The following is a 23,853-nucleotide window of genomic DNA, read 5'->3' as shown; positions in this document are numbered from 1 at the left end:
CGCGGCGGCAGAAAGGAGGCCTTTCATCGCGGTTGCTTCTGCATGAATCGCCCGACGCGCACTTCCAGAAGCATGCCCAGCCGAGAACAGGCTTCCACCAGCAGCAGGTAGCCGATGCACAGCACCAGCAGGGTTTCGACGAAGGCGAAGGTTTCCGAGCCAATGCCGGTCAGGACCATGGTCAGTTCGGGGATGGTGATGATCGACAGCACGGCGGTTTCCTTGCACAAGATGGTGATCAGATTGACCAGCGCCGGCAGGATGATCACCAGCATTTGTGGAATCTGAATGCGCAGGATGCATTGCAGGCGGCTGATGCCCAGGCAGTCGGCGGCTTCCAGTTGTCCTCGGGCTACGGACTCAAAACCGGTACGGAAAATCTCCGCGAAATAAACGCTGCCATAAACGCCCAAACCAAGAATGCCCGCCGGAATGGGGTCCAGGCTCAGCCCGAAAGATGGGCCGCCGTAGTACACCAGGAACAACTGGACCAGAAACGGCGTACTTCGAATCATCTCGATGAACGCTCGCAAGGGTGCGCGCACCAGACTGTTGCCGAACAGTTGGGCGACAGCGATCAACAGGCCCAACAACAGACCCAGCGTGACACCAGCGGACCAGGTACCGAGAGTGACCATGAAGCCTTGGCCGATATCTGCCAGGTGATGAGTGATGATCGTGGGGTCAAAGATCATGCGGTGCGCTCCTTCAGATGGCGTTCCAGCAGGCCGCCGAAGAACGCCAGCGGGATGTTGATCAGGCAATAGAAACCCGCCAGCATCAGGTAGTCCTGAACGAACATGTAGTCACTGGCCGCGATGTTCTGCGCTGTGCGGGTCAGGTCGGCCAGACCGACCACCGACACCAGTGACGACGCCTTGATCAGCAGGATCATTTCATTGACCAGTGCCGGCAGGGTCAGGCGCACGGCTTGAGGGACACGAATGCGCACCAGCATTTGTCCTGAGCTCAGGCCCAGCAGGCCGGCGGCTTCGAGTTGACCGCCGGGAATGGCGAGAAAGCCACCACGCATGATTTCAGCGATATAAGCGCCTGCTGCCAGGGACAGGCCGATGACCGCCGCCACCATGGGCGAAACGTTGGGCAGGCCGATACGCGGCAGGAAGTAATAAATGAACAGCAATTGCACCAGCAGTGGAATGCCGCGGAACACGAATATATAAGCGCCACCCAGACGTCTGAGCAATGGCACGGGTGACAGACGCAGGCTGCCAACGATAACGCCGATGACAAAGCCAATGGCCAGTGCCGCGACGGAAATCTCCAGGGTCACCAGCAGGCTGTCCAGCAGCAGTGGCAGGTTTTGCAGCAGTAAAGGCCAATCGAACATCGTCGCGCCTCCAGCATGGATAAATCACCGGCTCGGCTGAGCCGGCGATCCGTTCATAGATCCCCCAGACTTTGTTTACCAGGTAGGCTCGAAGTCAGCTTTCGGCACGTCCATTTCGGCACCCAGCCATTTCTTTTGCAGGGCCGCGAGACGGCCGTCATCGTGCATTTTCAGCATGGCGGAATCGAGGGCGGCGATCAGGCTGTTGGCGTCGTCATCCTTGCGCCCCAGGTAGGCGAAGTAGGATTTCTTGCCGAACGGAGGCATTACCACCTTGTACTTGTCCGGATGCTGCGCGGCAACGTAGGTAATGTTCGGCAGAGAATTGGCGACGGCAACGATGCGCTTGGTCCCAAGCTCCGCGTAGGCCTGGTTGTTGTCGATGTATTCACGCACATCGACTTTTTTCGGCAGGGTGGCGGCGAAGGTTTTCAGCTCTTCGAGCTGCGCCGAGCCCTTGCCGGCACCCACAGCTTTGCCGGCGATGTCTTCAGGTTTAGTGATGGGGCTGTCCTTGGCGCTGACCAGCAAGGCGACAGTTGCCTCGGCTATCGGCATTACAAAGTGGTACCGCTCCTTGCGCGCCTTGGTGACGATAATGGGGCCTGCGACCACGTCGAATTTCTTCGCTTCAAGTCCCGGCAACACGCTTGGCCATGGCAAGTCCATGAACCTGACCTTGACCCCCAACTCTTTGCCCAACTGCTCGAACAGCTCGGAGTTCAGGCCTTTCTGTTTACCGTTCTCGGTGAAGTCGAAAGGCGCAAATTGCAGTTCGGTGCCCACCACCAGTTCACCGGCCTTTTTCACATCGGCAAGTTGGTCAGCCTGGGCTGCCGTACAGGCGCCAGCCAGGGCCAAAGCGATGCACAGGCCGTTGAATTTTTTACTGAACAGAGAATCGAGTTGCATGGTGTAACTCCTTCGTCAGGTACAGCGATGCTTATGGTGTGTGTTGGTTCTAGTTATGTATTACGGGTGATTCATTACCGCTACAGCAGTTAACGTGCCATAGCGGTATATACAGCTTGAATAGCGACTCAACCGAGGATTTTTCCCGGATTGAGAATGCCCTTGGGGTCGAAGCAGTCCTTGAGTTGCTGCATCGCCTCGCGGGCCTCGAGGCTGACCGAGTGATGGAGAAACTCGCGCTTGAGCAGGCCGATGCCATGTTCGGCCGAGACCGAGCCGCCCAGTTCGCCGACCGCGCTGTAAACCAGCTCTTCGACTTCCAGGATGGGGGCGGGTTGGGGCAAGGAGGCGCAGTCGACCGTCAGGTGCAGGTTGCTGTCACCGATGTGGCCGAAATACACACTGTGGTTTCCCGGCCAACGTTGCTCAAGGCGCTGGCGACAGCGTTCGGCGAAGTCGCCGATCAAGCCGATGGGCAGGCTGACGTCGAAGTTCAACGGGGTCATGCGCAGGGGAAATTCGCCGGTCGCTTCACGGATCTTCCAGAGTGCCCGGGCCTGGGTCTGGGAGCTGGCCAGTACCGCGTCAACCACTTCACCGGCGGCAAAGGCCTCCTCCAGTGTCTCTTCAAGCAGGTTCCGTGGGCCGGCTGACTCGAGCAATACATACAGCGGATGATCCAGCGACATTGGGGGTGTCGGGTTCTCCAGCCAGGAAACTCCCAGGCGGAAGAAGTCTTGCCACATCAGTTCATAGGCTTGCGGAGTACCGACGCTGCGCTGCACCCGGCGCAGCAGGCTGACTGCACTGGGGTAATCGGGCAGGGCGCAGAGCAATGTGGTGGTTTCGCCGGGTGTCGGGGCCAGTTTCAATACCGCACGGGTGATCACCCCAAGGGTGCCTTCGCTGCCGATGAAGCACTGTTTCAGGTCATAACCGCAGTTGTTCTTGATCATTTTGTTGAGCAGGTTGAGCACTCGACCATCGGCCAGCACCACCTCCAGCCCGAGTACCAGATCTCGGGTCATGCCGTAGCGGATCACCGCATTGCCGCCAGCATTGGTGGCGATGTTGCCGCCAATCTGGCATGAACCACGAGCGCCGAGATCCAGCGGGAACACAAAGCCGGCCTCGAGAACCGCTTGCTGAATCTCCTCCAGCGTAGTGCCGGCCCAGACGCTGATGGTCGCCGCCGCCGGGTCGATTTCTTCAATGCCGCGCAGACGCTCAAGGGACAGGGCAATGTCCGCCTCGCGAGGCACTGCGCCACCCGCCAAACCGGTCATTCCGCCTTGGGGCACCACCGATTGCCCTGCGTCATTGCAGATGCGCAAGGCGCTTGCGACCTGCTCCGTGGTGCGCGGCAGCAACAGCGCGGCAGGGCAGGCTGGTGCGTGACCGGTCCAGTCGCTGTAATGCCGTTGACTGATATCGGCACCGGTCACCACCGCGGCATCGCCCAGCGCCTGGCGCAGCTTTTCTAGGGTCTGTTGCAGATCGTTCATCGGTTCAACTCACGGTGAGAGAAGTGGAAGGCATCGCGCACAGTTGGCGACAGTCGAGCTGGTTCAGGTCCGGCGTACCGAGTAATGACAGGGCTAAACGCAACTCTTGTGCGAGCAGGTCGAGGGCATGGCGGGCACCTGCTTGTCCGCCGACAGCCACTCCATACAAAGTAGCGCGCCCGAGCAAAACTGCATCGGCACCAAGGGCGCAGGCTTTGAGAATGTCGGTGCCACGGCGCACGCCGCTGTCGAGCAGTAGCGTCAGCTTGCCTTTGGCCACGGCGGCAATCGCCGGCAGGCAGTCGATGCTGGCGGGAACGCCGTCCAGTTGCCGGCCTCCGTGATTGCTCACCACCAGTCCATCGAGGCCCAGCGCAACGGCTTTCTCGGCATCGGCCGGGTGCAACACCCCTTTGAGCAGCAGCCGTTGTGGCCAGCGGTCGCGGAGTCGGGCGAGGGCGTCCCAGTCGAGCCCGGTGTCCATCTGGCTGCCGATGAAATGGGCCGCACCTTCGATGTTGCGTTGCTCGGGTGGCAGATAACGTTCGATGTTGCCCAGGTTCGGCAGGCCATGGGGCCACAGCGCCTGGGCCATCCAGCGTGGATGATTCAACACGTCGAGCTTGTTGCGCAGGCTCAGTTGCCGGGGGCGGACAAAGTTGCGTTTATCCCACTCCCGATTGCCCAGCAGCACGGCATCGCTGGTCAACAACAAGGTCGTGCAACCCACGGCGCTGGCGCGTAGCAACAAGTCTTCCTGGATCTTGGGGTCGCGCAGGCAATACAGCTGGAACCAGAGATTTACCTCAGGCACTGCCGCCACCACTTGTTCCAGGGAACTGGTGGAAACGGTGCTCAGGGTGAAGGGCAGGCCGAGCTCCGTAGCGGCCCGAGCCAGGTGAATATCGGCATCACGATAGAGCATGGCGTTGTAGCCGGTGGGGCCGATGGCGATGGGCAGCGGCAGCGCTCGGCCAAACAGCGAGCACTGGGGTTGCGTCACGCAGCAGGGCACCAGGGTCCGGGGCAGCAGGGCGATATCTGCAAAGCCCTGACGGTTGCGGCGCAAGGTCAGTTCTTCCTCGGCACCGCCCTCCAGGTATTCCCAGGCGAAATGCGGCAAGCGTTGACGGGCCATCGCTGCCAACTCGGCAATGCTCTGTGCTCGACGAAAATCGGGGCCTGAGTAATAGCGACGCATGGCACTTCCCATCGGCTACGAAAGAATAAGTGTTCGCTGCAGCAACGCCGCAGCGAACGGGTTCGGCTCAGGTTTACAGAGCCGGGGGTGTACACATCAGGTGTATAGACGTTCGGCAGGCAGCCAGCGAGTGAACGCTGCGTTTTCGACCCAGGCCCGTGCGGCGGCGATGTCGGGGGCGAAGTAGCGGTCCTCATCGTAATGCGCGACTTCGCGGCGAATCATCGTCAGCACTTCGCCGAGTTTTTCCGAGGTCTGCAGTGGGGCATGCAAATCTACGCCTTGAGCCGCACCCAGCAGTTCGATGGCGACTACGGCGCTGCTGTTACCGGCCATGTCCAGCAAACGACGTGCCGCAAAGGTCGCCATCGAGACGTGGTCTTCCTGGTTGGCCGACGTCGGCAGGCTATCCACCGAGGCTGGATGGGCGAGGGTCTTGTTCTCCGAGGCGAGGGCAGCAGCGGTAACCTGAGCGATCATGAAGCCGGAATTCAACCCGCCTTCGCGCACCAGAAAAGCCGGCAGGCCCGAGAGTGCCGGATCAACCAGTTGGGCGATCCTGCGTTCAGACAGCGCACCAATTTCGGAAATGGCCAAGGCCAGCACATCGGCGGCCATGGCGACCGGTTCGGCGTGGAAGTTGCCGCCGGAGAGCACGTCTCCGTCCGCGCAGAACACCAGCGGGTTATCCGAAACGGCGTTGGCTTCACGCAGAAACACCCCGGCGGCGAATCGCATGTGATCCAGGCACGCACCCATGACCTGGGGCTGGCAGCGCAGCGAATACGGGTCCTGCACCCGGTCGCAGTCGCGATGGGATTCGCGAATCTGGCTCGTGGCCAGCAGTTCGCGGTAGAACAACGCCACGTCGATTTGCCCCGGTTGTCCGCGAACCGCCTGGATTCGCGGATCAAAAGGCACGTCAGAGCCTTTCAGTGCTTCCACGCTCAGGCTGCCGGCGACTACCGCTGCGCTGAACAGCTTTTCGCAGGCGAACAGACCACGCAAGGCCAGCGCCGTCGAAACCTGGGTGCCATTGATCAGCGCCAGGCCTTCCTTCGGGCCCAGCACCATCGGTTCGAGGCCGGCAATCGCCAGGCCTTCGACCGCATCCATTTCACGGCCTTCATGACGCACTCGGCCGACGCCGATCAGCACCGCAGACATATGCGCCAATGGCGCCAGATCGCCCGATGCGCCGACGGACCCTTGTGATGGTATGCAAGGATAAACCCTGGCGGCATAGAGCTTGCTCAAGGCCTGAATGACTTCCCAGCGGATCCCGGAAAAACCACGGGCGAGGGAGCCGACCTTGAGCGCCATGATCAGGCCGACACTGGCGTCATCGAGTAACGGGCCGGTGCCCGTGCAGTGCGATAGCAGCAGGTTGCGTTGCAGCTTGGCCAGCGATTCGGTGGCGATGGAGGTCCGTGCCAGCAGGCCGAACCCCGTGTTGATGCCATACACCGTGCGTTGGTTGGCGATAATCTCGTCTACCGTACGAGTACTCGCATCGACAACGTCGCGTGCAGCCGGGTCCAGTTCGAAAGGGCTTTGCAACTGGTAAATGGCGCGCAATTGATCGAGGGTGAGTTGGCCGGGTTTGAGCTGCAACGATACGTGCATTGAGAGTGTCCTGAGGTCAGGGTGGTGGGAAATAGGGTGGCTATATGTTCCTGTATATACAGGTAGAGCAAGATGCAGGCCATAATTCCGGTTTCGGTCGCTGAGTAGCGTTCCAGACGCGGTTTGTCCACGACAAAAGAATCAAGCGAGGGCTGCACTTTGTTCAATGCTGTAACCAAAGGTTGCACCAGGTTCGGTCACTCTGCCCCCTGCTGGGGCCGAGGGAAACCAATGGGTAACAGGATGTTTTCGGTTTTTTGTCGAGATTGAAAAGGGGGATTCGCTTTAGTCAGAGGCTTGCAAGCGAGTGCCTGGTTGGGCGGCATAGTAAATGCTTTATGCTGTATATACCGGTTAGTCATTCACTGACGAAACCTTCATCCCGCGACTGTATGCACGACGTACTCAGGAGTGAGCATGACCTCTAGCACCAATCTGCCGTTGATCGATATGTCCGGTGTCCGCGAAGGTGATCAGGCGAGTATTCGTCGAGCCGGTGACGCCATTCGAGAAGCCTGTAGCGAAACCGGCTTCTTCTACATCATCAATCACGGTGTACCGCAAACGGTGATCGACACCGCCATGGCGGCAGCCAGGCAGTTCTTTGCCTATCCGGCCGAGGTCAAGCGCCAGGTGGCGGTGAACAAGCGGCATCGAGGCTGGCATGCGTTGGGTGGTGCGACCATGTATGAAGCCACTAAACCCGATCACAAGGAGTTCTTCAGTATTGGGCTGGAGCTTGCGGAGGATGATCCTTGTGTACTCGCCGGTGAGGCTCTGCGTGGACCGAATCAGTGGCCAGCCTTCATGCCGCAGCTGCGCGAAGCACTGACTGAGTACTACTCGGAAATCGCAAAGGCCGGAGCGGATCTGCTGAAGGCGGTGGCTGCCGGGTTGGGTATCGAAGAAGACTTCTTCACGGATAAGTACACCAAGCCTCTGCAGCGCACGCAGATGGTCTATTACCCGCCGCAACCGCCGCAAGCCGAGGCTGATCAGTTCGGGGTAGCGCCTCATACGGATTACGGCTGCATAACATTGCTTTATCAAGACAACAGCGGTGGTTTGCAAGTGCGCGAGTTGGGCTCCAATCGATGGATCGAGGCCACGCCGATCCCGGGCAGTCTGGTGGTGAATGTCGGAGACTTGTTGGCGCATTGGTCCAACAATCGTTTTCGTTCGACCCTGCACCGGGTCATCAACTCTTCAGGCCATGAGCGCTACTCCATTGCGACGTTCTACGACCCGACTTACAGCGCCACAGTCGATCCCTGCGATCTGGGTATCGACCGGGCACAGAGCCTTTATCAGCCGGTGGCCGCGGGAGACTACATTCTCAAGCGTATAGATGACTCAATGGCTTACCGTAAAAAACACTAGTGCCGAGTCGCTGATTCACGAGTCAGGAGTCCGTGCAGTTTTAATGCCCACGACTCTTCATGAACCTTGCGCATTGGAAGCGCCTCGGCATTTGGCATCGCACAATATAGGTTGTCGTCATATATTGTGCGATGACGCTTTATCGTTGCTTTTGCGAGACAAAAAATGGAACTGAAAGAAGCGTCAGGTGCGACGCTGAGGCTGGCTCGTGTTCTGCAAGGCCTAAGTCAGCAAGGTAATCCCTCCGATCGAGGTGCTATTTGAGTACGAAGTTGATTACGAAAGATGGTTTTGAAGCTCTAAAAAATGAGCTGGATCACCTCTGGCGAGTGAAGCGCCCGGATACTACTCAGAAGGTTACCTGGGCGGCCTCGTTAGGCGATCGAAGTGAAAATGCCGACTATCAGTACAACAAGAAGCTTCTTCGCGAAATAGATCGACGTGTTCGGTACATCCGAAAACGACTCGAGGATATGAGGGTCGTCGAGTATTCACCGGAGCAGGAGGGGCGCGTTTTCTTCGGCGCCTGGGTTGAGATCGAGAACGATGCCGGGGATGTGAAACGTTTTCGTATTGCCGGCTACGACGAGATCTATGGGCGCAACGACTACATTTCCATCGATTCGCCGATGGCGCGGGCACTGCTAAAAAAAGAGGTGGGTGATGAGGCCGTTGTTCAGACCCCAAATGGCGAGACGTGCTGGTGGATCAACGAAATAGTTTATGAGAAATAGTAGGCCGAATTAGCACTAATACTAATTATATCTATTTGATTATTAACGATTTTGTCGTTTTTGCATGGGGCGGGCCATTTTAACCCGCGTTTGAATTTATCAGCCCTCGCGCAAGACTGTCAGTGGGCTGGCGTTCAGCGCGCGACGTGTGCCGAACACGCCGGCCCCGCCGATCAGTGCAGCGCCGATCAGTGGCAGCATCAACAGCCACGTATGCGGATGCCATGGCAAGTCGAAGGCGTAGCGGTAGAGCACCAGGCTCACCAGCTCAGAACCCAGCGCCGCCAACAACCCACTGACCGCTCCGAGCAAACCGAACTCGATCCGCCGGGCCTTGACCAGCAACTGCCGCTCGGCCCCCAGCGCCCGCAACAGCGCGCCTTGGCGAATGCGTTCATCCAGCGTCGCCTGCAAGCCGGAAAACAACACGGCCATTCCCGCCGCCAACACGAACAACAACACGTACTCCACCGCCAGTGTGACTTGGGCGAGGATGCTGCGTAGCTGCTCCAGCAAGGCTTCGACTTGCAAAATGGTGACTGCCGGGAAGCTGCGGGAGAGATCGACGATCTGCTGATCATGTCCCGTCGCCAGATAAAAGCTGGTCAGGTAGGTGGCAGGCAGATCCTTCAGCGTCCCCGGCTGAAAGATCATGAAGAAGTTCGGCTGAAAGTTGTCCCAGTTAATGGCTCGCAGGCTGGTAACTTTCGCTTCGCGATTGACCCCGCCGACGCTAAAGACCAGATGGTCGCCCAACTTGAGTTTCAGGCTTTCGGCAACTTTGCCTTCCACCGACACGCCGGGTATCTCATCCGGCGTTTGTTCGGTCCACCATTTGCCTGCGGTGAGCGTGTTACCCGCCGGCAAGTCCGCCGCCCAGGTCAGGCTCAGGTCACGCTGGATCGCTCGATCACCGGCCGAATCCTTGCTGACGATTTCCTGTACCGGCTCGCCGTTGATGCTGATCAGTCGCCCCGGCACCACCGGGTACAGCGGCGCCGATTGTGCTGACATTTCGATCAGGCGGTCGGTGAATGCCTGTTTGTCCGCCGGGAGAATGTTCAGGGCGAAATAGTTCGGCGCGTTTTTCGGCAACTGATTTTGCCAGGTGTCCAGCAACTCACCGCGCAACAAGGCGATCAACGCCATGGACAACAGAATCAAACCGAAGGCCAGGGATTGTCCCGCGGCCGCCAATGGATGGCGCAGCAATTGGCCCAGACCGAGTCGCCACGGCAAGGTGGCGCGCGCCAGCATCCGGCGCAGGCTTTTCAGCAGCAGTAGCAGCAAGCCACCCAACAGCAGCGCGGCGATCACGCCTCCGCCGAGCAGGGCGAAGGTCAGCACCAGGTCCAGGCTCAGGCGCCACATGATCAGTCCAAGTGCGCCCAGTGCCGCGCCATAGACCATCCAGGTGCTGGAAGGGATCGGCAGCATGTCCCGACGTAATACCCGCAACGGTGGAACGCGACCCAGCGCAGCTAGTGGTGGCAACGCAAAACCGGCCAGCGCCACCAGCCCGGTGCCAATCCCGGCGATGGCTGGAAACAGACCGCCCGGTGGAATATCGGTCGGCAACAAATCATGCAACAGTGCGAACAGCCCGAGCTGCGCCACCCAGCCGATCAATGCACCGCTGAGGCTGGCGAGCAGTCCGAGGACCGCCAGTTGCACACTGAACAGCGCCAGGGTTTCCCGACGGGACAAGCCCAGGCATCGTAACAATGCACTGGCATCGAATCGGCGGGTGGCGAAGCGCGTCGCTGATAGCGCCACCGCCACACCGGACAGTAGAACCGCCACCAGGCTGGCCATGTTCAAGTAACGTTCGGCTTTGCCCAGGGCGCCACCGATCTGCCGGTTGCCGTCGCGTGCATCCTGTATGCGTTGGTTGGCCGCGAGGCCGGGCTTGATCAGTTGACGATAGATTTCCAGTGCCTGGGCATTGCCGCGCCAGAGTTCGCGGTAACTGACCCGGCTGCCGGGTTGCACCACACCCGTCGCTGCGAGGTCACTGAGATTGATCAGCACCCGCGGCGTCAGGCTGTAGAAATTGCCGGCGCGATCCGGTTCGTAAGTCAGCACCCGAGCCAGTTTCAGGGTTCGCATACCGACGTCGATGCTGTCGCCGATCTTCAAATCCAGCGCGGTCAGCAGGCGCGCTTCGACCCAGGCTTCGCCGGGTTTCGGTCCACCACCGGCTACTTCCGGGGCGTAGGGCTCGGGAGCGCTTTTCAGTTCGCCGCGCAGTGGGTAGGCATCATCGGCTGCCTTGATGCTGGACAGTTGAATGCCGTTGTCGGTGGCGATAACGCTGGAGAACTCCACTACCTGAGCATGTTCGAGGCCCAGATCGGTACCGCTTCTTATCTGTTCGGGCCGGGCTGGTGAGCTGCCTTCCAGCAGCAGGTCGGCACCGAGAAATTCTGTGGCCCGCAGCATCATTGCGCCGTTGAGGCGGGCGCCGAAGTAGCCGATGGCAGTACTCGCCGCCACGGCCACCACCAGGGCGAAGAACAATACCCGCAACTCACCGGCGCGGGCGTCGCGCAGCAATTGGCGAATGGCGAGACTGAACAGGCGCAACAGCGGCAGGCGTGCCATCAAGGCTCCAGAGGGGCGACCAGCAGGCCGGCTTCAAGGCGGATCAGGCGCCGGCAGCGATGTGCCAGGCGTTCGTCGTGGGTCACCAGCACCAGGGTGGTGCCGCGTTCCTGGTTCAGTTCGAACAGCAGATCGCTGATGCGTCCGCCGGTGTGGCTGTCGAGGTTGCCGGTAGGCTCGTCGGCAAACAGCACGTCGGGTTCGGCGGCAAACGCCCGGGCAATCGCCACGCGTTGTTGTTCGCCGCCGGAGAGCTGGCGGGGTGAATGGGTCAGGCGTTGCCCCAGCCCGACCCGTTGCAGCAGTTCGGTGGCGCGCTCGCGGGCGTCTTTTCGGCCATCGAGCTCCAGCGGCAGCATGACGTTTTCCAGGGCGTTGAGACTGTCGAGCAACTGGAATGATTGAAAGACAAAGCCGACATGTTCTGCGCGAATGCGTGCGCGTTGGTCTTCATCGAGGTTGCTCAGGACTTGCCCGGCGAGGGTGACTTCGCCGCTGCTCGGCAAGTCGAGACCGGCGAGCAAGCCAAGGAGGGTGGATTTGCCGGAACCGGACGCGCCGACGATGGCCAGGCTGTCGCCCTTGTTCAGTTCCAGGCTCAGTTCGTGCAGGATAGTCAGTTCACCTTCCGCGCTGGGTACCACTTTGCTGAGGTTCTTCGCGGTGAGAATGCTTGCGCCCATGGAGAATCCGATGCGTGTGTGGTTTTTGAGTGCTGGCCTGGCCTTGATGTGCATGGCCCAGAACGCAGCGGCGGGTACAGTCCTGATCGTTGGCGATAGTATCAGCGCGGGTTTCGGGCTGGATACCCGCTTGGGGTGGGTGTCTTTGCTCGAGCAACGGCTCAAGCGTGAAGGTTTCGACGATAAGGTGGTTAACGCGTCCATCAGCGGCGACACCAGTGCCGGAGGCCAGGCGCGCCTGCCTGCGCTGCTTGCGGAGCATAAGCCTGAGCTGGTGATCCTCGAATTGGGCGGTAATGACGGGCTGCGTGGGTTGCTGCCAATCCAATTGCAACAAAACCTTGCAGCGATGATCGACAGTTCTCGCGCCAGCGGTGCCAAAGTGCTGCTGCTCGGCATGCAATTGCCACCCAACTACGGCGTTCGCTACACCAAGGCCTTTGCCGAGGTCTACAGCAACCTCGCCAACGAAAAAAAGATCCCGTGGGTGCCGTTTTTTCTCGACGGTGTCGGCGGTCATCCAGACTTGATGCAAGCCGACGGCCTGCACCCGGCTGCGGTGGCTCAGGACAAGTTGCTGGAAAATGTCTGGCCTACGCTAAAACCGTTGCTATGACACTTTTCTAAGGGCAGGCTTTCGGCTAAGGTGGCGCCCCCGATTTGGAGCCCCCGATGCCGCGTCCCGCCTGGTCACTTTTTGCCTATCAACTGATCGAGCCTGACGAACAGCTGGATCTGTTCGCCTGCCAGGAAGTGCGGGTACATCTGGTGACACGTCAGCTGGAGCTGGGTGGTTCAGCGGACCGAACCTTGTGCGGCAGCCTGCTACCGGCACAGCCGCGCTGGTCGAGCGTCGACCGCCGGGTATTCCAGGACCAGCGCCTGTGCTCCTTGTGCCGCGCTATCCTGGAGTCGCAAAAACGCGGCACATCGCCGATCTGGCCAGAGCTGCGCTTCGAGCTTTGACGCCTCAAAGATAGCTTGCTATCGGCCAACTCCCCGAAATTTCAGACGCCAGTGTACAATCGCGTTTTTATTCCCTCTGTCGATCATGCGAAGGATTTTCCGGATGTTGCCGCGCTTTCCTGCCGTCACCCGCTGCCTGACTCTTGCCGCCTTTTGTGTGGCCGGTCCCGTTGCAGCATTGGAGCTGCCTCTACCACCGCCCGGTGAAGACATCGTTGGCCAGGTTCAGGTCATCAAGTCCAAGTACGAAGATACCTTCGCCGACCTTGGTACCACTTACGATCTGGGCTATTCGGAAATGGTCGCGGCCAACCCGGGCATCGACGCCTGGTTGCCGGGCGCCGGCACCGAAATCATTCTGCCGACCCGCTTCATCCTGCCGCCGGGTCCGCGTGAAGGTATCGTGATCAACCTGGCTGAATACCGCCTCTACTACTATCCGAAAGGCCGGAACGTGGTGTACACCTTCCCGCTGGGGATCGGTCGTGAGGGTTGGGGGTCGCCAATCGCCCACACCACTATCACCGCAAAAACGCCTAACCCGACCTGGACGCCTCCAGCGTCCATCAAGGCCGAGCACGCCGCCGATGGTGACCCTTTGCCGAATGTGGTGCCGGCCGGTCCTGATAACCCTCTGGGGCCGTTCAAGTTCAGCCTGGGCACTCCGGGCTACCTGATTCATGGTTCGAACAAAAAATTCGGCATCGGCATGCGCACCAGCCATGGCTGCTTCCGGATGTTCAACAACAACGTGCTGGAAATGGCGGGCATGGTGCCGATCGGTACGTCGGTGCGAATCATCAACGACCCGTACAAGTTCGGCAAGAGTGGCGGCAAGGTCTATCTTGAAGCGCACACGCCGCTGGACGATAACGGCAACCCGTCGGTGGTCGACAAGCACACAGCGGTGATCAACGCGATGCTCAAGCGTGAGGACATCACCAATAACCTGCGCATGAACTGGGATGTGGTGCGTGATGTTGTTGCCGCTGAAGACGGGATGCCGGTGGAAATCGCTGTGCCCAATACTTCCGCGCCGTTGGTGACGAGTGCGCCGATCGACCCGCTGCAGTAACGCTTGAAAGAAACCCGCCGATGCTGACCGCGTCGGTGGGTTTTTTATTACCTGTACCAAACACCGGGCAATAAAAAAGCCGACCCAAAAAACGGGTCGGCTTAATAACAATCCCGAAGGATTATTACTTGCGGCTAGCTTTGTCCAGCATGCGCAGAGCACGCTCGTTAGCTTCGTCAGCAGTCTGTTGTGCTTTTTGAGCAGCAGCCAGAGCTTCATCAGCTTTACGGTAAGCTTCGTCTGCACGAGCCTGGGAGCGAGCTGCTGCGTCTTCAGTAGCGGTCAGACGTGCTTCGGTTTCTTTCGATGCGCTGCTGCAACCGGTAGCCAGAACTGCGGCCAGGGCCAGAGCAGAGAATTTCAGAACGTTGTTCATCGTGTTCCCCTTCAAGGACTTTCTATTAAGTGACTATCTCCTCAGAGTGAGGAATTAGCCGGCGTACATACTACCCATTACTTGTCGTAAGTAAACTGACGTAAAGCAAGAAGCCAAAAAAATTGTAGGCGTTGATTCTTTTTCGAGCAACTTTTAACTGCAATTGCTTAAAAAATATCCAGCTACGAGGCCCGAGCTGAGCGATCCGCCATGGAAAAACTGCGCGTCGTCGCCGATGCTTTTTTCGGTCTTGGCTAAAGTCTAGCTACATGGATTCGTCTATACTTTGGTTCAGATTTTGCGCGCTGCCTCTCATATCTTTATCCATGTAGAGGTGACTTTAAGAAAGGGCGCTCGTCTCAATGTCCGGCAATGTTCAGGCTGTCGCCCCGCAGAAATCTTCGGGCGAGCCGTCCCTGCGTGACCCGGAGCAGTACCTGCCAACCTGCATGATGACGAGTGTACCTTGAGCATTTTTGCCAATGGTGCCTACTATTTGTACGTGCCCGGTTGCGCGAGATTGGTGCGGCTCTTCTCGGTGCCCATTCAGGCACGGGGTGGCGTAGATGTTCCTTCGCCGGAAAAACATCGGTAAGGTAGGGGTCAGAATTCAAGACCCGCGAGGAGTAGTGATGAGCGAGGCGTTGTCCATCCACCATGACCAGGCGGGTCATCAGTTCGAGACCAATGTGGACGGTCATCGTGCCTACCTGACCTATATGGACCTGGGGAAGCAGACCCTGGATATTTACCGCACCTTTGTGCCCAACGCACTGCGTGGCCGGGGCATTGCGGCTGCATTGACCGAGCAGGCACTGCAATACGCTGAGGAAATGGGTTACACAGTCATTCCGTCGTGCTCCTACGTGGAGCGCTACATGGAGCGTCACCAACGCCATGCTGCCAAGCTCTGAGCCAGTGACCTTTCAAGAATCAAGCGCATAAAAAAACGCCGGGTTTAGCCCGGCGTTTTTTTGTCTGCAGAGCAGCGCTATCAGCTGCGATCGCGTTTGGGCAGCACATCCTTGAGCTTGGCATGCATGCTGCGCAAGGTGCTTTCAGTGGCAGACCAGTCGATGCAGGCATCGGTGATCGACACGCCGTATTGCAAATCGGCGAGGTCTTTCGGAATCGCCTGGCAGCCCCAGTTCAGGTGACTTTCGACCATCAGGCCGATGATCGACTGGTTGCCTTCAAGGATCTGATTCGCGACGTTCTCCATCACCAGCGGTTGCAGGGCCGGGTCCTTGTTGGAGTTGGCATGGCTGCAGTCGACCATGATGTTCGGCTTGATCCTGGCTTTGTTCAGCGCTTGCTCGCAGAGCGCAACGCTGACCGAATCGTAGTTCGGCTTGCCGTTGCCACCGCGCAGCACGACGTGACCGTAGGCGTTGCCCTTGGTCGTGACGATCGATACGCCACCTTCCTGGTTGATGCCCAGGAAACGGTGCGGGCTGGAAACCGATTGCAAGGCGTTGATCGCCACGGTCAGGCCACCGTCGGTGCCGTTCTTGAAGCCGACAGCCGAGGACAGGCCGGAAGCCATTTCGCGGTGAGTCTGGGATTCGGTGGTGCGTGCGCCGATGGCCGACCAGCTGATCAGGTCCTGCAGGTACTGCGGGGAGATCGGGTCGAGGGCTTCGGTCGCAGTCGGCAAGCCCATCTCGGCCAGGTCCAGCAGCAATTGGCGACCGATGTGCAGGCCATCCTGAATCTTGAAGGAGTCGTCCAGGTACGGGTCGTTGATCAAGCCTTTCCAGCCGACCGTGGTGCGTGGCTTCTCGAAATACACGCGCATGACCAGATACAGGGTATCGGACACTTCGGCCGCGAGCGCCTTCAGGCGCTCGGCGTATTCGTGGGCAGCCTTGATGTCGTGGATCGAGCAAGGCCCGATGACGACAAACAGGCGGTGGTCAGTGCCGTCAAGAATGTTGCGAATGACTTCGCGACCCTTGGTGACGGTGCGCAGGGCAGCGTCGCTCAGAGGGATATCACGCTTGAGCTGATCGGGAGTGATCAGCGTCTCGTTGGAGGCGACGTTTAGGTCGTTGATCGGTAAATCAGCCATCGTTTACTCGTCAGGTCACGGGTGCCGGCCGCCAGCGAACCCGCGCGGCGGAGCACAGCAAATTAAGCGCGTCGGGGAGCCGAACCTTAGCGCGTTACGCGCCTGCTCGACAATGGGCAGACACGGGTTTAATCCAGCACTGGCTGTGCAAATGCCTTGCGAACCGTGTCGTGGGAGAACTCGAGGGCATGTTCCTGGACCCATTCGAGCGCCAGGGCTTGAGTATCCTGCAGATCTTTGTGCGCGTCGTGCAGGCGGCGGTAATGTTCGATCTGACACACCTGCTCGCCCATTCGGGCACTGAATAGCATCTGCTCATCCACAAAGGCAATGCCCACCAGATAGCCGCGCTTTCGTCGCAGGCACCAGGCCACATAGCCTAGAAAACGCAAGTCGGGATTCAAGGTCGGCATGCGCACTTCCAGCGCTGTACCGTGGCGCCAGGCGCGGTGGTAATTGCAAGCCATGCCCCCGAGGCTGATAGTGTGCAGCCGTTGCCGCGATATGCACTCATGCGTGAGCAACGTTAATTCGACAGGCACATCGTCAGGGTGAGGAAGAAAACGTCCCATGAACACGGACTCCATGTGTCGGCCATCTGACATTGTTCCTCCCAGTATAGTGGTCGAATGGGAACTGACCGATTTCGACGCCGACCAGCGGCTGCTGGCAATGAACGGGGTATCGCTGGTGATTTTCACCAGTGTTGGCTGCGCCGGTTGCCGTTTTGCCCGTGAGCAATTGCCACGACTCGACCTGAAGGTCGATCAGTTGTGCTGGATCGATGCGGGAAACAATGGCGGAGTGGTCGAGCGTTATCAGGTCTTTCATTTGCCGGCGCTGTTTGTGGTGCGCGACGGTGAGTTCTTCGGACTACTTCAATCGCGCCTGACCTGCACTGAGCTCAATGCCGCCGTGGGTCAGGCCCTGAATCGAATTGCAGAGGAGTTGCCATGATGGGAGCAGTTGCCAAACCGACAATCGGTATTATCGGAACCGGTGCTATCGGCGGTTTCTACGGGGTGATGTTGGCGCGTGCCGGCTTCGATGTGCACTTTCTGTTGCGCAGCGAGTTTTCAGCGGTGGCTGAGCGAGGGCTTCAGGTCAATAGCGCGGTCCATGGCGCGCTGACGTTGAACCCGGTTCAGGCCTATTCGAGCGCCGAAGACATGCCGCCCTGCGACTGGTTGCTGGTGGGCGCGAAAACCACCAGTAACGCGGACCTCGCACCGATGATCCGTCAAGTCGCCGCCCCCGGTGCCAAAGTGCTGCTGATGCAAAATGGCCTGGACGTCGAAGACAGCCTGCGCGAATGGCTCCCCGATTCGCTGCATTTGCTCGGAGGGCTCTGCTACATCTGCGTACATCGCGAGGAACCTGGCGTCATCACCCATCAGGCGCTCGGCGCGGTGCATGTTGGCTACCACAGCGGTCCCGCAACCGATGAAACGACGTGCACAGCGATTGTGGAGGAGGGCGCCGGGTTCTTCCGCGCTGCCGGCATCGATTCGCAATCCATGGCGAACCTGCATCAGGCACGTTGGCAAAAACTGGTCTGGAATATCCCTTACAACGGTCTGTCGGTGCTGCTCGGGGCAAGCACCACGCCGCTGATGGCGGATGTCGACAGCCGGGAATTGATCAAGGCATTGATGGCCGAAGTGGTTCAGGGGGCGACAGCCTGCGGTCACGTCATACCGGCCGGTTATGCCGATCATCTGTTCATGGTGACCGAGAAGATGCCGGATTACTGGCCGAGCATGTACCACGATTTTCTGCACAAGCGACCGCTGGAACTGGCTGCGATTTATGCCCGTCCACTGGCGGCCGCCAACGCCGCGGGATGTGAGTTGCCGCGAATCGAAGCGTTGTATCGCAGCTTGAGTTTTATCGATCGACGCAACACTTGAGTCGATCAACCTGAGGGAAAAGGGCATGGCAAAGGGCATAGACGACAAACTGGTGCTGGCGATTTCTTCGCGGGCACTGTTCGATTTGAGTGAGAGCCACAAGGTCTATCTGTCGAGCGGTGTCGAGGCCTATCGGCAATATCAGATCGAACACGAGGACGAAATCCTTGAACCCGGCGATGCATTCCCGTTGGTGCAAAAACTCCTGAACCTCAATACCAGCCTCGGCCGGGCCCGGGTCGAGGTGGTCCTGGTGTCACGCAACAGTGCCGACACCGGGCTGCGGGTGTTCAACTCGATCCACCACTATGGACTGGCGATCTCCCGAGCGGCGTTTGTCGGCGGACGCAGTCCTTATCCGTACCTCAAGGCCTTTGGTTGTGATCTGTTTCTCTCGACCCATGCCGAGGACGTACGCAGTGCACTGGATGCCGGGTTCGCCGCTGCGACCATTCTGTCGGGCGGTGCCAGCCGTGCCGCCAGCGATGAATTGCGCATCGCTTTCGACGGTGACGCGGTGCTGTTTTCCGACGAATCGGAGCGGGTTTACCAGGCTGGAGGGCTGGAAGCCTTTCAGGCCAGTGAGCGTGAGGCTGCTCGTGAGCCGTTGCGCGGAGGCCCGTTCAAAGGCTTCCTTGCCGCCCTGAACGTGTTGCAGCGCGAGTTTCCGGAGGACGCGTGTCCGATCCGCACCGCCCTGGTCACGGCGCGGTCAGCGCCGGCCCATGAACGGGTGATCCGCACATTGCGCGAATGGGACATTCGTCTGGACGAATCGTTGTTCCTCGGTGGCCTGACCAAGTCGGCATTTCTCGAAGCCTTTGCCGCTGACGTGTTTTTCGACGATCAGGCCGGCCACTGCGAATTGGCCCGCGAGGTGGTCGCCACTGGCCACGTGCCGCATGGCATAAGCAACGAGCAAAAGGTTTAAGCCCACGGTTCAATGCGTTGCACGAAACGCCGTACTCGCCAAGGCACTGCTAAGCTGAATCAATCTCCGCCATGTTGGCACGCGAGGAGGTCATATGATTGGGTCGATACTGTACGCCACTGACCTCGGCCTGTACGCACCACTAGTGATGCAACATGCCCTGGCGCTGGCGCGGACATTCAATGCTGACTTGTACGTGGTGCATGCGGTGGAACCCATGGGATTGTTCGCCGAGTCGGTGCTTCAGAGTTACCTCGATGAACAGGCGTTGAACGAGTTTCACAGTCAGGGCCTGAACACGGTCATTGCCAGTATCGAGCAGCGGGTGCTTGACAGTTTTCGTGAAGAACTGGGAGGCGAGGGAGCGCAGGACCTGGAGCGGATACAGGCGGTTCGGGTGATTCAGGGGGACCCGGCGCAGGTGATTCTCGACCAGGCGCAGAAACTCTCGGTGGATTTGCTGATCGTAGGTAGTCATAGCCACGGGGTGGGGGCGGAAACGCCTTTGGGCAGGACCGCAACGCGCGTGTTGCAACTGGCTCGGGTGCCGGTCTATCTGGTGCCGCTGGTGGAGCGTCGTCGCCAAGAGGATCGCTAGAACGCGGATAGTGGCAGTTTGATAAAAAAGTTCTAGATTTATTCTTCAAACCATTAATATAGTTATATACCGTCGCTGATGCCCGTGGCGTCTACCTGCTTTGAGGGATACATATGAAGCTTCAACAATTGCGCTACATCTGGGAAGTGGCGCACCACGACCTCAACGTTTCCGCTACCGCCCAAAGCCTCTACACATCGCAACCGGGCATCAGCAAGCAGATCCGTCTGCTGGAAGACGAACTGGGGGTCGAGGTTTTCGCCCGCAGCGGCAAGCATCTGACCCGCGTGACCCCGGCCGGCGAGCGCATCATCACCACCGCCGGCGAAATTCTGCGCAAGGTTGAAAGCATCAAGCAGATCGCCCAGGAATTCTCCAACGAGAAAAAAGGCACCCTGTCGATCGCCACCACCCACACCCAGGCGCGTTACGCGTTGCCTCCAGTGATCAGTGCGTTCATCAAGCAATACCCGGACGTCGCCCTGCACATGCATCAAGGCTCGCCGATGCAGATCGCCGAAATGGCCGCTGACGGCACCGTCGATTTCGCCATCGCCACCGAAGCCCTGGAACTGTTCGGTGATCTGGTGATGATGCCGTGCTACCGCTGGAACCGCTGCGTGGTCGTGCCACAAGGCCATCCGCTGACCAAGCTGTCAAAGCTGACCCTCGAAGCCCTGGCCGAATACCCGATCGTGACTTACGTCTTCGGTTTCACTGGCCGTTCGAAACTCGACGAAGCATTCAGCCATCGCGGCCTGACGCCAAAAGTGGTGTTCACCGCTGCCGACGCCGACGTCATCAAGACTTACGTTCGATTGGGTCTGGGCGTGGGTATCGTCGCCAAAATGGCGGTCGATGCCAAACTCGATAGCGACCTGGTGATGCTCGACGCCAGTGATCTATTCGAATCCAGCATCACCAAAATCGGTTTCCGTCGCGGCACTTTCCTGCGTGGCTTCATGTGCGACTTCATCGAAAAGTTCGCCCCGCACCTGACCCGCGAAGTCATGGCCAAAGCCATCCAGTGCCACAACAAGCAGGAACTGGAAGAACTGTTCGACGGCGTCGAATTGCCGGTCCATTAATGGGGTGTCCTGCCTCGGCTCAAACGACCTCGGTGACAGAAAACTGTTGCCGGGTGCCGGCCACCAAAATGTCCACCTCGTCCCCTTCGAACTTGCCCAGCAGGCTTTTGCCCAGCGGTGAGCGAGGGGTGATGACAGTAATCCATTGCCCCACCAGATCGACTTTCAAACCGGCAGCGTCGGGAGCCAGGAACAACCACTGCTCACGACCTTTTTCGTCTTCCAGGCCGAGCAGCGCGCCCACTTCGATACCGCGCTGTTCGTCATAAGGGCGCAGTGTCAGGTTCTGGCACAGCGTCAACGACTGCCTGATTTCCTCCACGCGCCTGGCTTGTCCGGCGGCCAGATAAGACGCCTCCAGGCCCAGGGTGTCGTACTTGTTTTCGGCGATGTTTTCTTCGTGGGTCGCGGTTTCGTACGCGGTTTGCGCAGCACGTTCGGCGATGTCGAGATCGACCCGCAGTTTGTCGAGGATCAGTTGATGGACCGTTTGTTTATTCATGATCAATCGCAGAATTGCAGGACATTGGCGCGGCTTTTTTCGCTCGGCGCGTTGTGATCCTGTTGCAACCAGAACTGGCATTTTGGGTTGGACAGATTACGGCTGGTGCTGCGTGCCTGATCGAGTCGTTGCTGTTGCTCGTTCTTGCGCAGGTTCTCTTCGTATTGATCGAACAATGGACTCTGTGGCGGAATATCCGGCACCGGCTGCTCTACCACAGGCGGTTTGGCCAGTTGCTCCACGACTTGTGCGACCGGCGCCAGTTGCTCGCTGAACAACAGGCGAGAGGCGAGCCAGCAGGTCAGTGCGATCGCGAGGAAACCCAGCCACAAACCAAGGGCAATGCTACCGGTCAGTCGCAGGGCATTGAGCTGAATGGGCAATGGGCGGCGGGGGTTGGGGCGGTAGGGCATGACTGCCTCCTGGCGAATGGTCGCGGACGAGTGGCGATTGTCGCATGAAGATTAATCGCCGTCGGCTCTTCTGCGCAGGGTAATTTATGCGGACAATCGGCGCCTTTGCCAACGGGAGCCTGGAATGCCTGAAATGAAAACCCGCTGGGATATTTTTTGCACGGTGGTCGACAACTTTGGCGACATCGGTGTGACCTGGCGTCTGGCCCGCCAATTGGTGGCCGAACACTCAGTAGAGGTTCGTTTATGGGTCGATGACCTGCGAGCGTTCGAACGCATTTGCCCGGCTATCGACATCAACGTCGCACAGCAGTGGCAGCAGGGCGTCGAGGTGCGGCAATGGGTGACCGACTGGCAACCTGCGGAAGCCGCTGATGTGGTAATCGCCGCGTTCGCCTGTCAGTTGCCCAGTGCCTACATGGACGCCATGGCCGAGCGGGAAAAGCCGCCGCTGTGGATGAACCTCGACTATCTGAGTGCCGAGGACTGGGTCATCGGCTGCCACGGCTTGCCGTCGGTCAAGTACAAAAGTGTGCAGAAATTCTTTTTCTTTCCGGGGTTCCAGAAAGGCACGGGTGGGCTGCTGCGTGAAAACGGCTTGCTCGAGCAGCGTCGGCAGTTTCAACAGGATCCCGAGGCTCAGCGAGCCTTCCTGCAAGGTTTAGGGATTGATCGCGCGCAGGGGGCACAGTTGATCTCACTGTTTGCCTACGAAAATACCGGGCTGGCCAGTTGGCTCGACGCAATGGCGGGTGACTCGACACCCACTCATCTGCTGGTGCCGGAAGGTCGTATTCTCGGCGATGTCGAGCGTTGGCTCGGGGTAGAGGCACTGAGTGCCGGCGCGGTACACGTGCGCGATGCCCTGACCGTGCAAGTGTTGCCGTTCGTCCGACAGGAGCAATATGACCGGTTGCTCTGGAGTTGCGATTTCAATGCGGTGCGCGGTGAAGATTCCTTTATCCGGGCGCAATGGGCGGGGCGACCGCTGCTCTGGCACATCTACCGGCAGGATGAAGACATTCATCTGGACAAGCTCGAAGCGTTCCTTTCGCTCTATGTAAAAGGCCTCTCTGAGCCGGCCAGCAAAGCGATCAGCGGTCTATGGCGGGCCTGGAATGCCGGTGAGACAATGACCGAGCATTGGCAATCGACCCGCAAACACGGGCCGGAACTGCAAAATCATGCCGAAGCGTGGTGTCTGGAACAGGGCTTGCAGGCGGATCTTGCCGCAGCGCTGGTACAGTTTTACCTAAATTGGATATGATACGCGGCCTAGATTTATGTAAATCCCATCCAAATTCGGATATTCGCAATGAAAACTGGTAAAGAACTGAAACCCGGTACCGTGATCCGTCTCGAAAACGATCCTTGGCTGGTTCAGAAAGCTGAATTCACCAAGTCTGGTCGTAACAGCGCGATCATGAAGACCAAGCTGAAAAACCTGCTGACCGGTTACAAGACCGAGATCGTTTACAGCGCTGACGACAAACTGGACGACGTAATCCTCGACCGCAAAGAAGCGACCCTGTCCTTCATCAGCGGCGACACCTACACGTTCATGGACACCACTGACTACACCATGTACGAGCTGAACGCTGAAGACATCGAAGCCGTTCTGCCTTTCGTTGAAGAAGGCATGACCGATGTTTGCGAAGCGATCTTCTTCGAAGAGCGTCTGGTTTCCGTAGAACTGCCGACCACCATCGTGCGTCAGGTTGACTACACCGAAGGTTCCGCTCGCGGCGACACTTCCGGCAAGGTAATGAAGCCTGCCAAACTGAAGAACGGCACCGAACTGTCGGTGGCTGACTTTATCGAAATCGGCGACATGATCGAGATCGATACCCGCGAAGGCGGTTCCTACAAAGGCCGTGCTAAATAAGCACAGCTTCAGGAATGAAAAAGCCCGACCATTGAGTCGGGC

At 58.9% G+C, this 23,853-nt stretch carries 26 protein-coding genes; 13 read left to right on the top strand and 13 right to left on the bottom strand.

Annotated features, from left to right (window positions below):
* Positions 1-23 precede the first annotated feature (23 nt).
* The 6 genes from ACM6IR_RS19395 to hutH form a co-directional block, all read right to left on the bottom strand.
* A complete protein-coding gene (locus ACM6IR_RS19395) occupies positions 24-695 on the bottom strand; it encodes an amino acid ABC transporter permease (RefSeq protein WP_414909186.1) in 672 nt (223 codons plus the stop codon).
* Positions 692-1,351, bottom strand: a complete 660-nt coding sequence (locus ACM6IR_RS19390) for an amino acid ABC transporter permease (RefSeq protein ID WP_414909185.1) — start codon at positions 1,349-1,351, stop codon at positions 692-694. The genes ACM6IR_RS19395 and ACM6IR_RS19390 overlap by 4 nt, the downstream gene beginning before the upstream one ends.
* Positions 1,352-1,426: 75 nt before the next feature.
* Positions 1,427-2,263, bottom strand: coding sequence for a transporter substrate-binding domain-containing protein (locus ACM6IR_RS19385; RefSeq protein ID WP_414909184.1), 837 nt, complete (start codon positions 2,261-2,263; stop codon positions 1,427-1,429).
* 128 nt (positions 2,264-2,391) lie between these two features.
* A complete protein-coding gene (locus tag ACM6IR_RS19380; RefSeq protein WP_414909183.1) occupies positions 2,392-3,768 on the bottom strand; it encodes an FAD-binding oxidoreductase in 1,377 nt (458 codons plus the stop codon).
* A 4-nt stretch (positions 3,769-3,772) separates the two neighbouring features.
* Entirely contained in the window at positions 3,773-4,969 is a 1,197-nt protein-coding gene (locus tag ACM6IR_RS19375; protein WP_414909182.1) for an alpha-hydroxy acid oxidase, read from the bottom strand.
* A gap of 96 nt (positions 4,970-5,065) precedes the next feature.
* Complete coding sequence (hutH, locus tag ACM6IR_RS19370) at positions 5,066-6,595, bottom strand: histidine ammonia-lyase (RefSeq protein ID WP_414909181.1); 1,530 nt, start codon at positions 6,593-6,595, stop codon at positions 5,066-5,068.
* 417 nt (positions 6,596-7,012) lie between these two features.
* Here hutH and ACM6IR_RS19365 point away from each other — a divergent pair, with 417 nt between their 5' ends.
* Together ACM6IR_RS19365 and greB are read left to right on the top strand one after the other, a co-directional pair.
* Positions 7,013-7,975, top strand: coding sequence for an isopenicillin N synthase family dioxygenase (locus tag ACM6IR_RS19365; protein ID WP_414909180.1), 963 nt, complete (start codon positions 7,013-7,015; stop codon positions 7,973-7,975).
* Positions 7,976-8,235: 260 nt separating this feature from the next.
* Positions 8,236-8,709, top strand: coding sequence for a transcription elongation factor GreB (gene greB, locus ACM6IR_RS19360; protein ID WP_414909179.1), 474 nt, complete (start codon positions 8,236-8,238; stop codon positions 8,707-8,709).
* A 99-nt stretch (positions 8,710-8,808) separates the two neighbouring features.
* Here greB and ACM6IR_RS19355 read toward each other — a convergent pair whose 3' ends face one another.
* Positions 8,809-11,313 carry an ABC transporter permease gene (locus ACM6IR_RS19355; protein WP_414909178.1) on the bottom strand — a complete coding sequence of 835 codons (2,505 nt, stop codon included), beginning with the start codon at positions 11,311-11,313 and terminating at the stop codon, positions 8,809-8,811.
* Positions 11,313-11,996: an ABC transporter ATP-binding protein gene (locus ACM6IR_RS19350; RefSeq protein WP_414909177.1), complete on the bottom strand. Its 684-nt coding sequence runs from the start codon at positions 11,994-11,996 to the stop codon at positions 11,313-11,315. The genes ACM6IR_RS19355 and ACM6IR_RS19350 overlap by 1 nt, the downstream gene beginning before the upstream one ends.
* 10 nt (positions 11,997-12,006) lie before the next feature.
* Here ACM6IR_RS19350 and ACM6IR_RS19345 point away from each other — a divergent pair, with 10 nt between their 5' ends.
* The 3 genes from ACM6IR_RS19345 (at position 12,007) to ACM6IR_RS19335 (ending at position 14,037) form a co-directional block, all read left to right on the top strand.
* Positions 12,007-12,612 carry an arylesterase gene (locus tag ACM6IR_RS19345; RefSeq protein WP_414909176.1) on the top strand — a complete coding sequence of 202 codons (606 nt, stop codon included), beginning with the start codon at positions 12,007-12,009 and terminating at the stop codon, positions 12,610-12,612.
* Between the two features lie 56 nt (positions 12,613-12,668).
* The gene (locus ACM6IR_RS19340; RefSeq protein WP_003226812.1) at positions 12,669-12,962 is read left to right on the top strand and encodes a hypothetical protein; all 294 of its coding nucleotides are present in this window, start codon (positions 12,669-12,671) and stop codon (positions 12,960-12,962) included.
* A gap of 103 nt (positions 12,963-13,065) precedes the next feature.
* Positions 13,066-14,037, top strand: coding sequence for a L,D-transpeptidase family protein (locus tag ACM6IR_RS19335; protein ID WP_414909175.1), 972 nt, complete (start codon positions 13,066-13,068; stop codon positions 14,035-14,037).
* A 124-nt stretch (positions 14,038-14,161) separates the two neighbouring features.
* On the opposite strand, the gene oprI is transcribed toward ACM6IR_RS19335, so the two are convergent.
* Positions 14,162-14,413, bottom strand: coding sequence for an outer membrane lipoprotei OprI (oprI, locus tag ACM6IR_RS19330; protein WP_003199355.1), 252 nt, complete (start codon positions 14,411-14,413; stop codon positions 14,162-14,164).
* 632 nt (positions 14,414-15,045) lie between these two features.
* Between oprI and ACM6IR_RS19325 the strand changes: the two genes are divergently transcribed.
* On the top strand, positions 15,046-15,327 hold the full coding sequence (locus tag ACM6IR_RS19325) for a GNAT family N-acetyltransferase (protein WP_019692933.1): 282 nt from the start codon (positions 15,046-15,048) through the stop codon (positions 15,325-15,327).
* 80 nt (positions 15,328-15,407) lie between these two features.
* On the opposite strand, the gene ACM6IR_RS19320 is transcribed toward ACM6IR_RS19325, so the two are convergent.
* Positions 15,408-16,484 carry a 3-deoxy-7-phosphoheptulonate synthase gene (locus ACM6IR_RS19320; RefSeq protein ID WP_414909174.1) on the bottom strand — a complete coding sequence of 359 codons (1,077 nt, stop codon included), beginning with the start codon at positions 16,482-16,484 and terminating at the stop codon, positions 15,408-15,410.
* Positions 16,485-16,612: 128 nt separating this feature from the next.
* Positions 16,613-17,056 carry a PilZ domain-containing protein gene (locus ACM6IR_RS19315; RefSeq protein WP_414909173.1) on the bottom strand — a complete coding sequence of 148 codons (444 nt, stop codon included), beginning with the start codon at positions 17,054-17,056 and terminating at the stop codon, positions 16,613-16,615.
* Between ACM6IR_RS19315 and ACM6IR_RS19310 the strand changes: the two genes are divergently transcribed.
* From ACM6IR_RS19310 to cysB, 5 genes are all read left to right on the top strand, one after another.
* The gene (locus ACM6IR_RS19310) at positions 17,055-17,441 is read left to right on the top strand and encodes a thioredoxin family protein (protein ID WP_414909172.1); all 387 of its coding nucleotides are present in this window, start codon (positions 17,055-17,057) and stop codon (positions 17,439-17,441) included. The genes ACM6IR_RS19315 and ACM6IR_RS19310 overlap by 2 nt on opposite strands.
* Positions 17,438-18,394, top strand: coding sequence for a putative 2-dehydropantoate 2-reductase (locus ACM6IR_RS19305; RefSeq protein ID WP_414909171.1), 957 nt, complete (start codon positions 17,438-17,440; stop codon positions 18,392-18,394). The genes ACM6IR_RS19310 and ACM6IR_RS19305 overlap by 4 nt, the downstream gene beginning before the upstream one ends.
* Positions 18,395-18,419: 25 nt before the next feature.
* Entirely contained in the window at positions 18,420-19,325 is a 906-nt protein-coding gene (locus ACM6IR_RS19300) for a 5'-nucleotidase (RefSeq protein WP_414909170.1), read from the top strand.
* Positions 19,326-19,419: 94 nt separating this feature from the next.
* Complete coding sequence (locus tag ACM6IR_RS19295) at positions 19,420-19,923, top strand: universal stress protein (RefSeq protein WP_414909169.1); 504 nt, start codon at positions 19,420-19,422, stop codon at positions 19,921-19,923.
* A 113-nt stretch (positions 19,924-20,036) separates the two neighbouring features.
* Positions 20,037-21,011, top strand: coding sequence for an HTH-type transcriptional regulator CysB (gene cysB / locus ACM6IR_RS19290; protein WP_201117884.1), 975 nt, complete (start codon positions 20,037-20,039; stop codon positions 21,009-21,011).
* A gap of 19 nt (positions 21,012-21,030) precedes the next feature.
* Here cysB and ACM6IR_RS19285 read toward each other — a convergent pair whose 3' ends face one another.
* Together ACM6IR_RS19285 and ACM6IR_RS19280 are read right to left on the bottom strand one after the other, a co-directional pair.
* Positions 21,031-21,513 (bottom strand): GreA/GreB family elongation factor, encoded by a 483-nt coding sequence (locus ACM6IR_RS19285; RefSeq protein ID WP_414909168.1) that lies wholly within the window; start codon positions 21,511-21,513, stop codon positions 21,031-21,033.
* Positions 21,514-21,515: 2 nt separating this feature from the next.
* A complete protein-coding gene (locus tag ACM6IR_RS19280; protein WP_414909167.1) occupies positions 21,516-21,926 on the bottom strand; it encodes a hypothetical protein in 411 nt (136 codons plus the stop codon).
* Positions 21,927-22,050: 124 nt separating this feature from the next.
* Between ACM6IR_RS19280 and earP the strand changes: the two genes are divergently transcribed.
* Together earP and ACM6IR_RS19270 are read left to right on the top strand one after the other, a co-directional pair.
* The gene (earP, locus tag ACM6IR_RS19275; RefSeq protein WP_414909166.1) at positions 22,051-23,193 is read left to right on the top strand and encodes an elongation factor P maturation arginine rhamnosyltransferase EarP; all 1,143 of its coding nucleotides are present in this window, start codon (positions 22,051-22,053) and stop codon (positions 23,191-23,193) included.
* A 48-nt stretch (positions 23,194-23,241) separates the two neighbouring features.
* On the top strand, positions 23,242-23,811 hold the full coding sequence (locus ACM6IR_RS19270) for an elongation factor P (RefSeq protein WP_007943632.1): 570 nt from the start codon (positions 23,242-23,244) through the stop codon (positions 23,809-23,811).
* The last annotated feature ends 42 nt before the right edge of the window (positions 23,812-23,853 follow it).

The organism is Pseudomonas sp. IT-P253 (assembly GCF_949768125.1).
Classification (GTDB): Bacteria; Pseudomonadota; Gammaproteobacteria; order Pseudomonadales; family Pseudomonadaceae; genus Aquipseudomonas.
The sequence above is the reverse complement of the archived record's forward strand: the minus strand, read 5'-3'. Positions and strand labels throughout refer to the sequence as shown.

What these genes read in the sequence shown, in the direction of transcription:
- ACM6IR_RS19395 (WP_414909186.1), bottom strand. Translation starts at nt 695, where the DNA reads ATGATCTTTGACCCCACGATCATCACTCATCACCTGGCAGATATCGGC.
- ACM6IR_RS19390 (WP_414909185.1), bottom strand. Translation starts at nt 1,351, where the DNA reads ATGTTCGATTGGCCTTTACTGCTGCAAAACCTGCCACTGCTGCTGGAC.
- ACM6IR_RS19385 (WP_414909184.1), bottom strand. Translation starts at nt 2,263, where the DNA reads ATGCAACTCGATTCTCTGTTCAGTAAAAAATTCAACGGCCTGTGCATC.
- ACM6IR_RS19380 (WP_414909183.1), bottom strand. Translation starts at nt 3,768, where the DNA reads ATGAACGATCTGCAACAGACCCTAGAAAAGCTGCGCCAGGCGCTGGGC.
- ACM6IR_RS19375 (WP_414909182.1), bottom strand. Translation starts at nt 4,969, where the DNA reads ATGCGTCGCTATTACTCAGGCCCCGATTTTCGTCGAGCACAGAGCATT.
- hutH (WP_414909181.1), bottom strand. Translation starts at nt 6,595, where the DNA reads ATGCACGTATCGTTGCAGCTCAAACCCGGCCAACTCACCCTCGATCAA.
- ACM6IR_RS19365 (WP_414909180.1), top strand. Translation starts at nt 7,013, where the DNA reads ATGACCTCTAGCACCAATCTGCCGTTGATCGATATGTCCGGTGTCCGC.
- ACM6IR_RS19355 (WP_414909178.1), bottom strand. Translation starts at nt 11,313, where the DNA reads ATGGCACGCCTGCCGCTGTTGCGCCTGTTCAGTCTCGCCATTCGCCAA.
- ACM6IR_RS19350 (WP_414909177.1), bottom strand. Translation starts at nt 11,996, where the DNA reads ATGGGCGCAAGCATTCTCACCGCGAAGAACCTCAGCAAAGTGGTACCC.
- ACM6IR_RS19345 (WP_414909176.1), top strand. Translation starts at nt 12,007, where the DNA reads ATGCGTGTGTGGTTTTTGAGTGCTGGCCTGGCCTTGATGTGCATGGCC.
- ACM6IR_RS19340 (WP_003226812.1), top strand. Translation starts at nt 12,669, where the DNA reads ATGCCGCGTCCCGCCTGGTCACTTTTTGCCTATCAACTGATCGAGCCT.
- ACM6IR_RS19335 (WP_414909175.1), top strand. Translation starts at nt 13,066, where the DNA reads ATGTTGCCGCGCTTTCCTGCCGTCACCCGCTGCCTGACTCTTGCCGCC.
- oprI (WP_003199355.1), bottom strand. Translation starts at nt 14,413, where the DNA reads ATGAACAACGTTCTGAAATTCTCTGCTCTGGCCCTGGCCGCAGTTCTG.
- ACM6IR_RS19325 (WP_019692933.1), top strand. Translation starts at nt 15,046, where the DNA reads ATGAGCGAGGCGTTGTCCATCCACCATGACCAGGCGGGTCATCAGTTC.
- ACM6IR_RS19320 (WP_414909174.1), bottom strand. Translation starts at nt 16,484, where the DNA reads ATGGCTGATTTACCGATCAACGACCTAAACGTCGCCTCCAACGAGACG.
- ACM6IR_RS19310 (WP_414909172.1), top strand. Translation starts at nt 17,055, where the DNA reads ATGAACACGGACTCCATGTGTCGGCCATCTGACATTGTTCCTCCCAGT.
- ACM6IR_RS19315 (WP_414909173.1), bottom strand. Translation starts at nt 17,056, where the DNA reads ATGGGACGTTTTCTTCCTCACCCTGACGATGTGCCTGTCGAATTAACG.
- ACM6IR_RS19305 (WP_414909171.1), top strand. Translation starts at nt 17,438, where the DNA reads ATGATGGGAGCAGTTGCCAAACCGACAATCGGTATTATCGGAACCGGT.
- ACM6IR_RS19300 (WP_414909170.1), top strand. Translation starts at nt 18,420, where the DNA reads ATGGCAAAGGGCATAGACGACAAACTGGTGCTGGCGATTTCTTCGCGG.
- ACM6IR_RS19295 (WP_414909169.1), top strand. Translation starts at nt 19,420, where the DNA reads ATGATTGGGTCGATACTGTACGCCACTGACCTCGGCCTGTACGCACCA.
- cysB (WP_201117884.1), top strand. Translation starts at nt 20,037, where the DNA reads ATGAAGCTTCAACAATTGCGCTACATCTGGGAAGTGGCGCACCACGAC.
- ACM6IR_RS19285 (WP_414909168.1), bottom strand. Translation starts at nt 21,513, where the DNA reads ATGAATAAACAAACGGTCCATCAACTGATCCTCGACAAACTGCGGGTC.
- ACM6IR_RS19280 (WP_414909167.1), bottom strand. Translation starts at nt 21,926, where the DNA reads ATGCCCTACCGCCCCAACCCCCGCCGCCCATTGCCCATTCAGCTCAAT.
- earP (WP_414909166.1), top strand. Translation starts at nt 22,051, where the DNA reads ATGCCTGAAATGAAAACCCGCTGGGATATTTTTTGCACGGTGGTCGAC.
- ACM6IR_RS19270 (WP_007943632.1), top strand. Translation starts at nt 23,242, where the DNA reads ATGAAAACTGGTAAAGAACTGAAACCCGGTACCGTGATCCGTCTCGAA.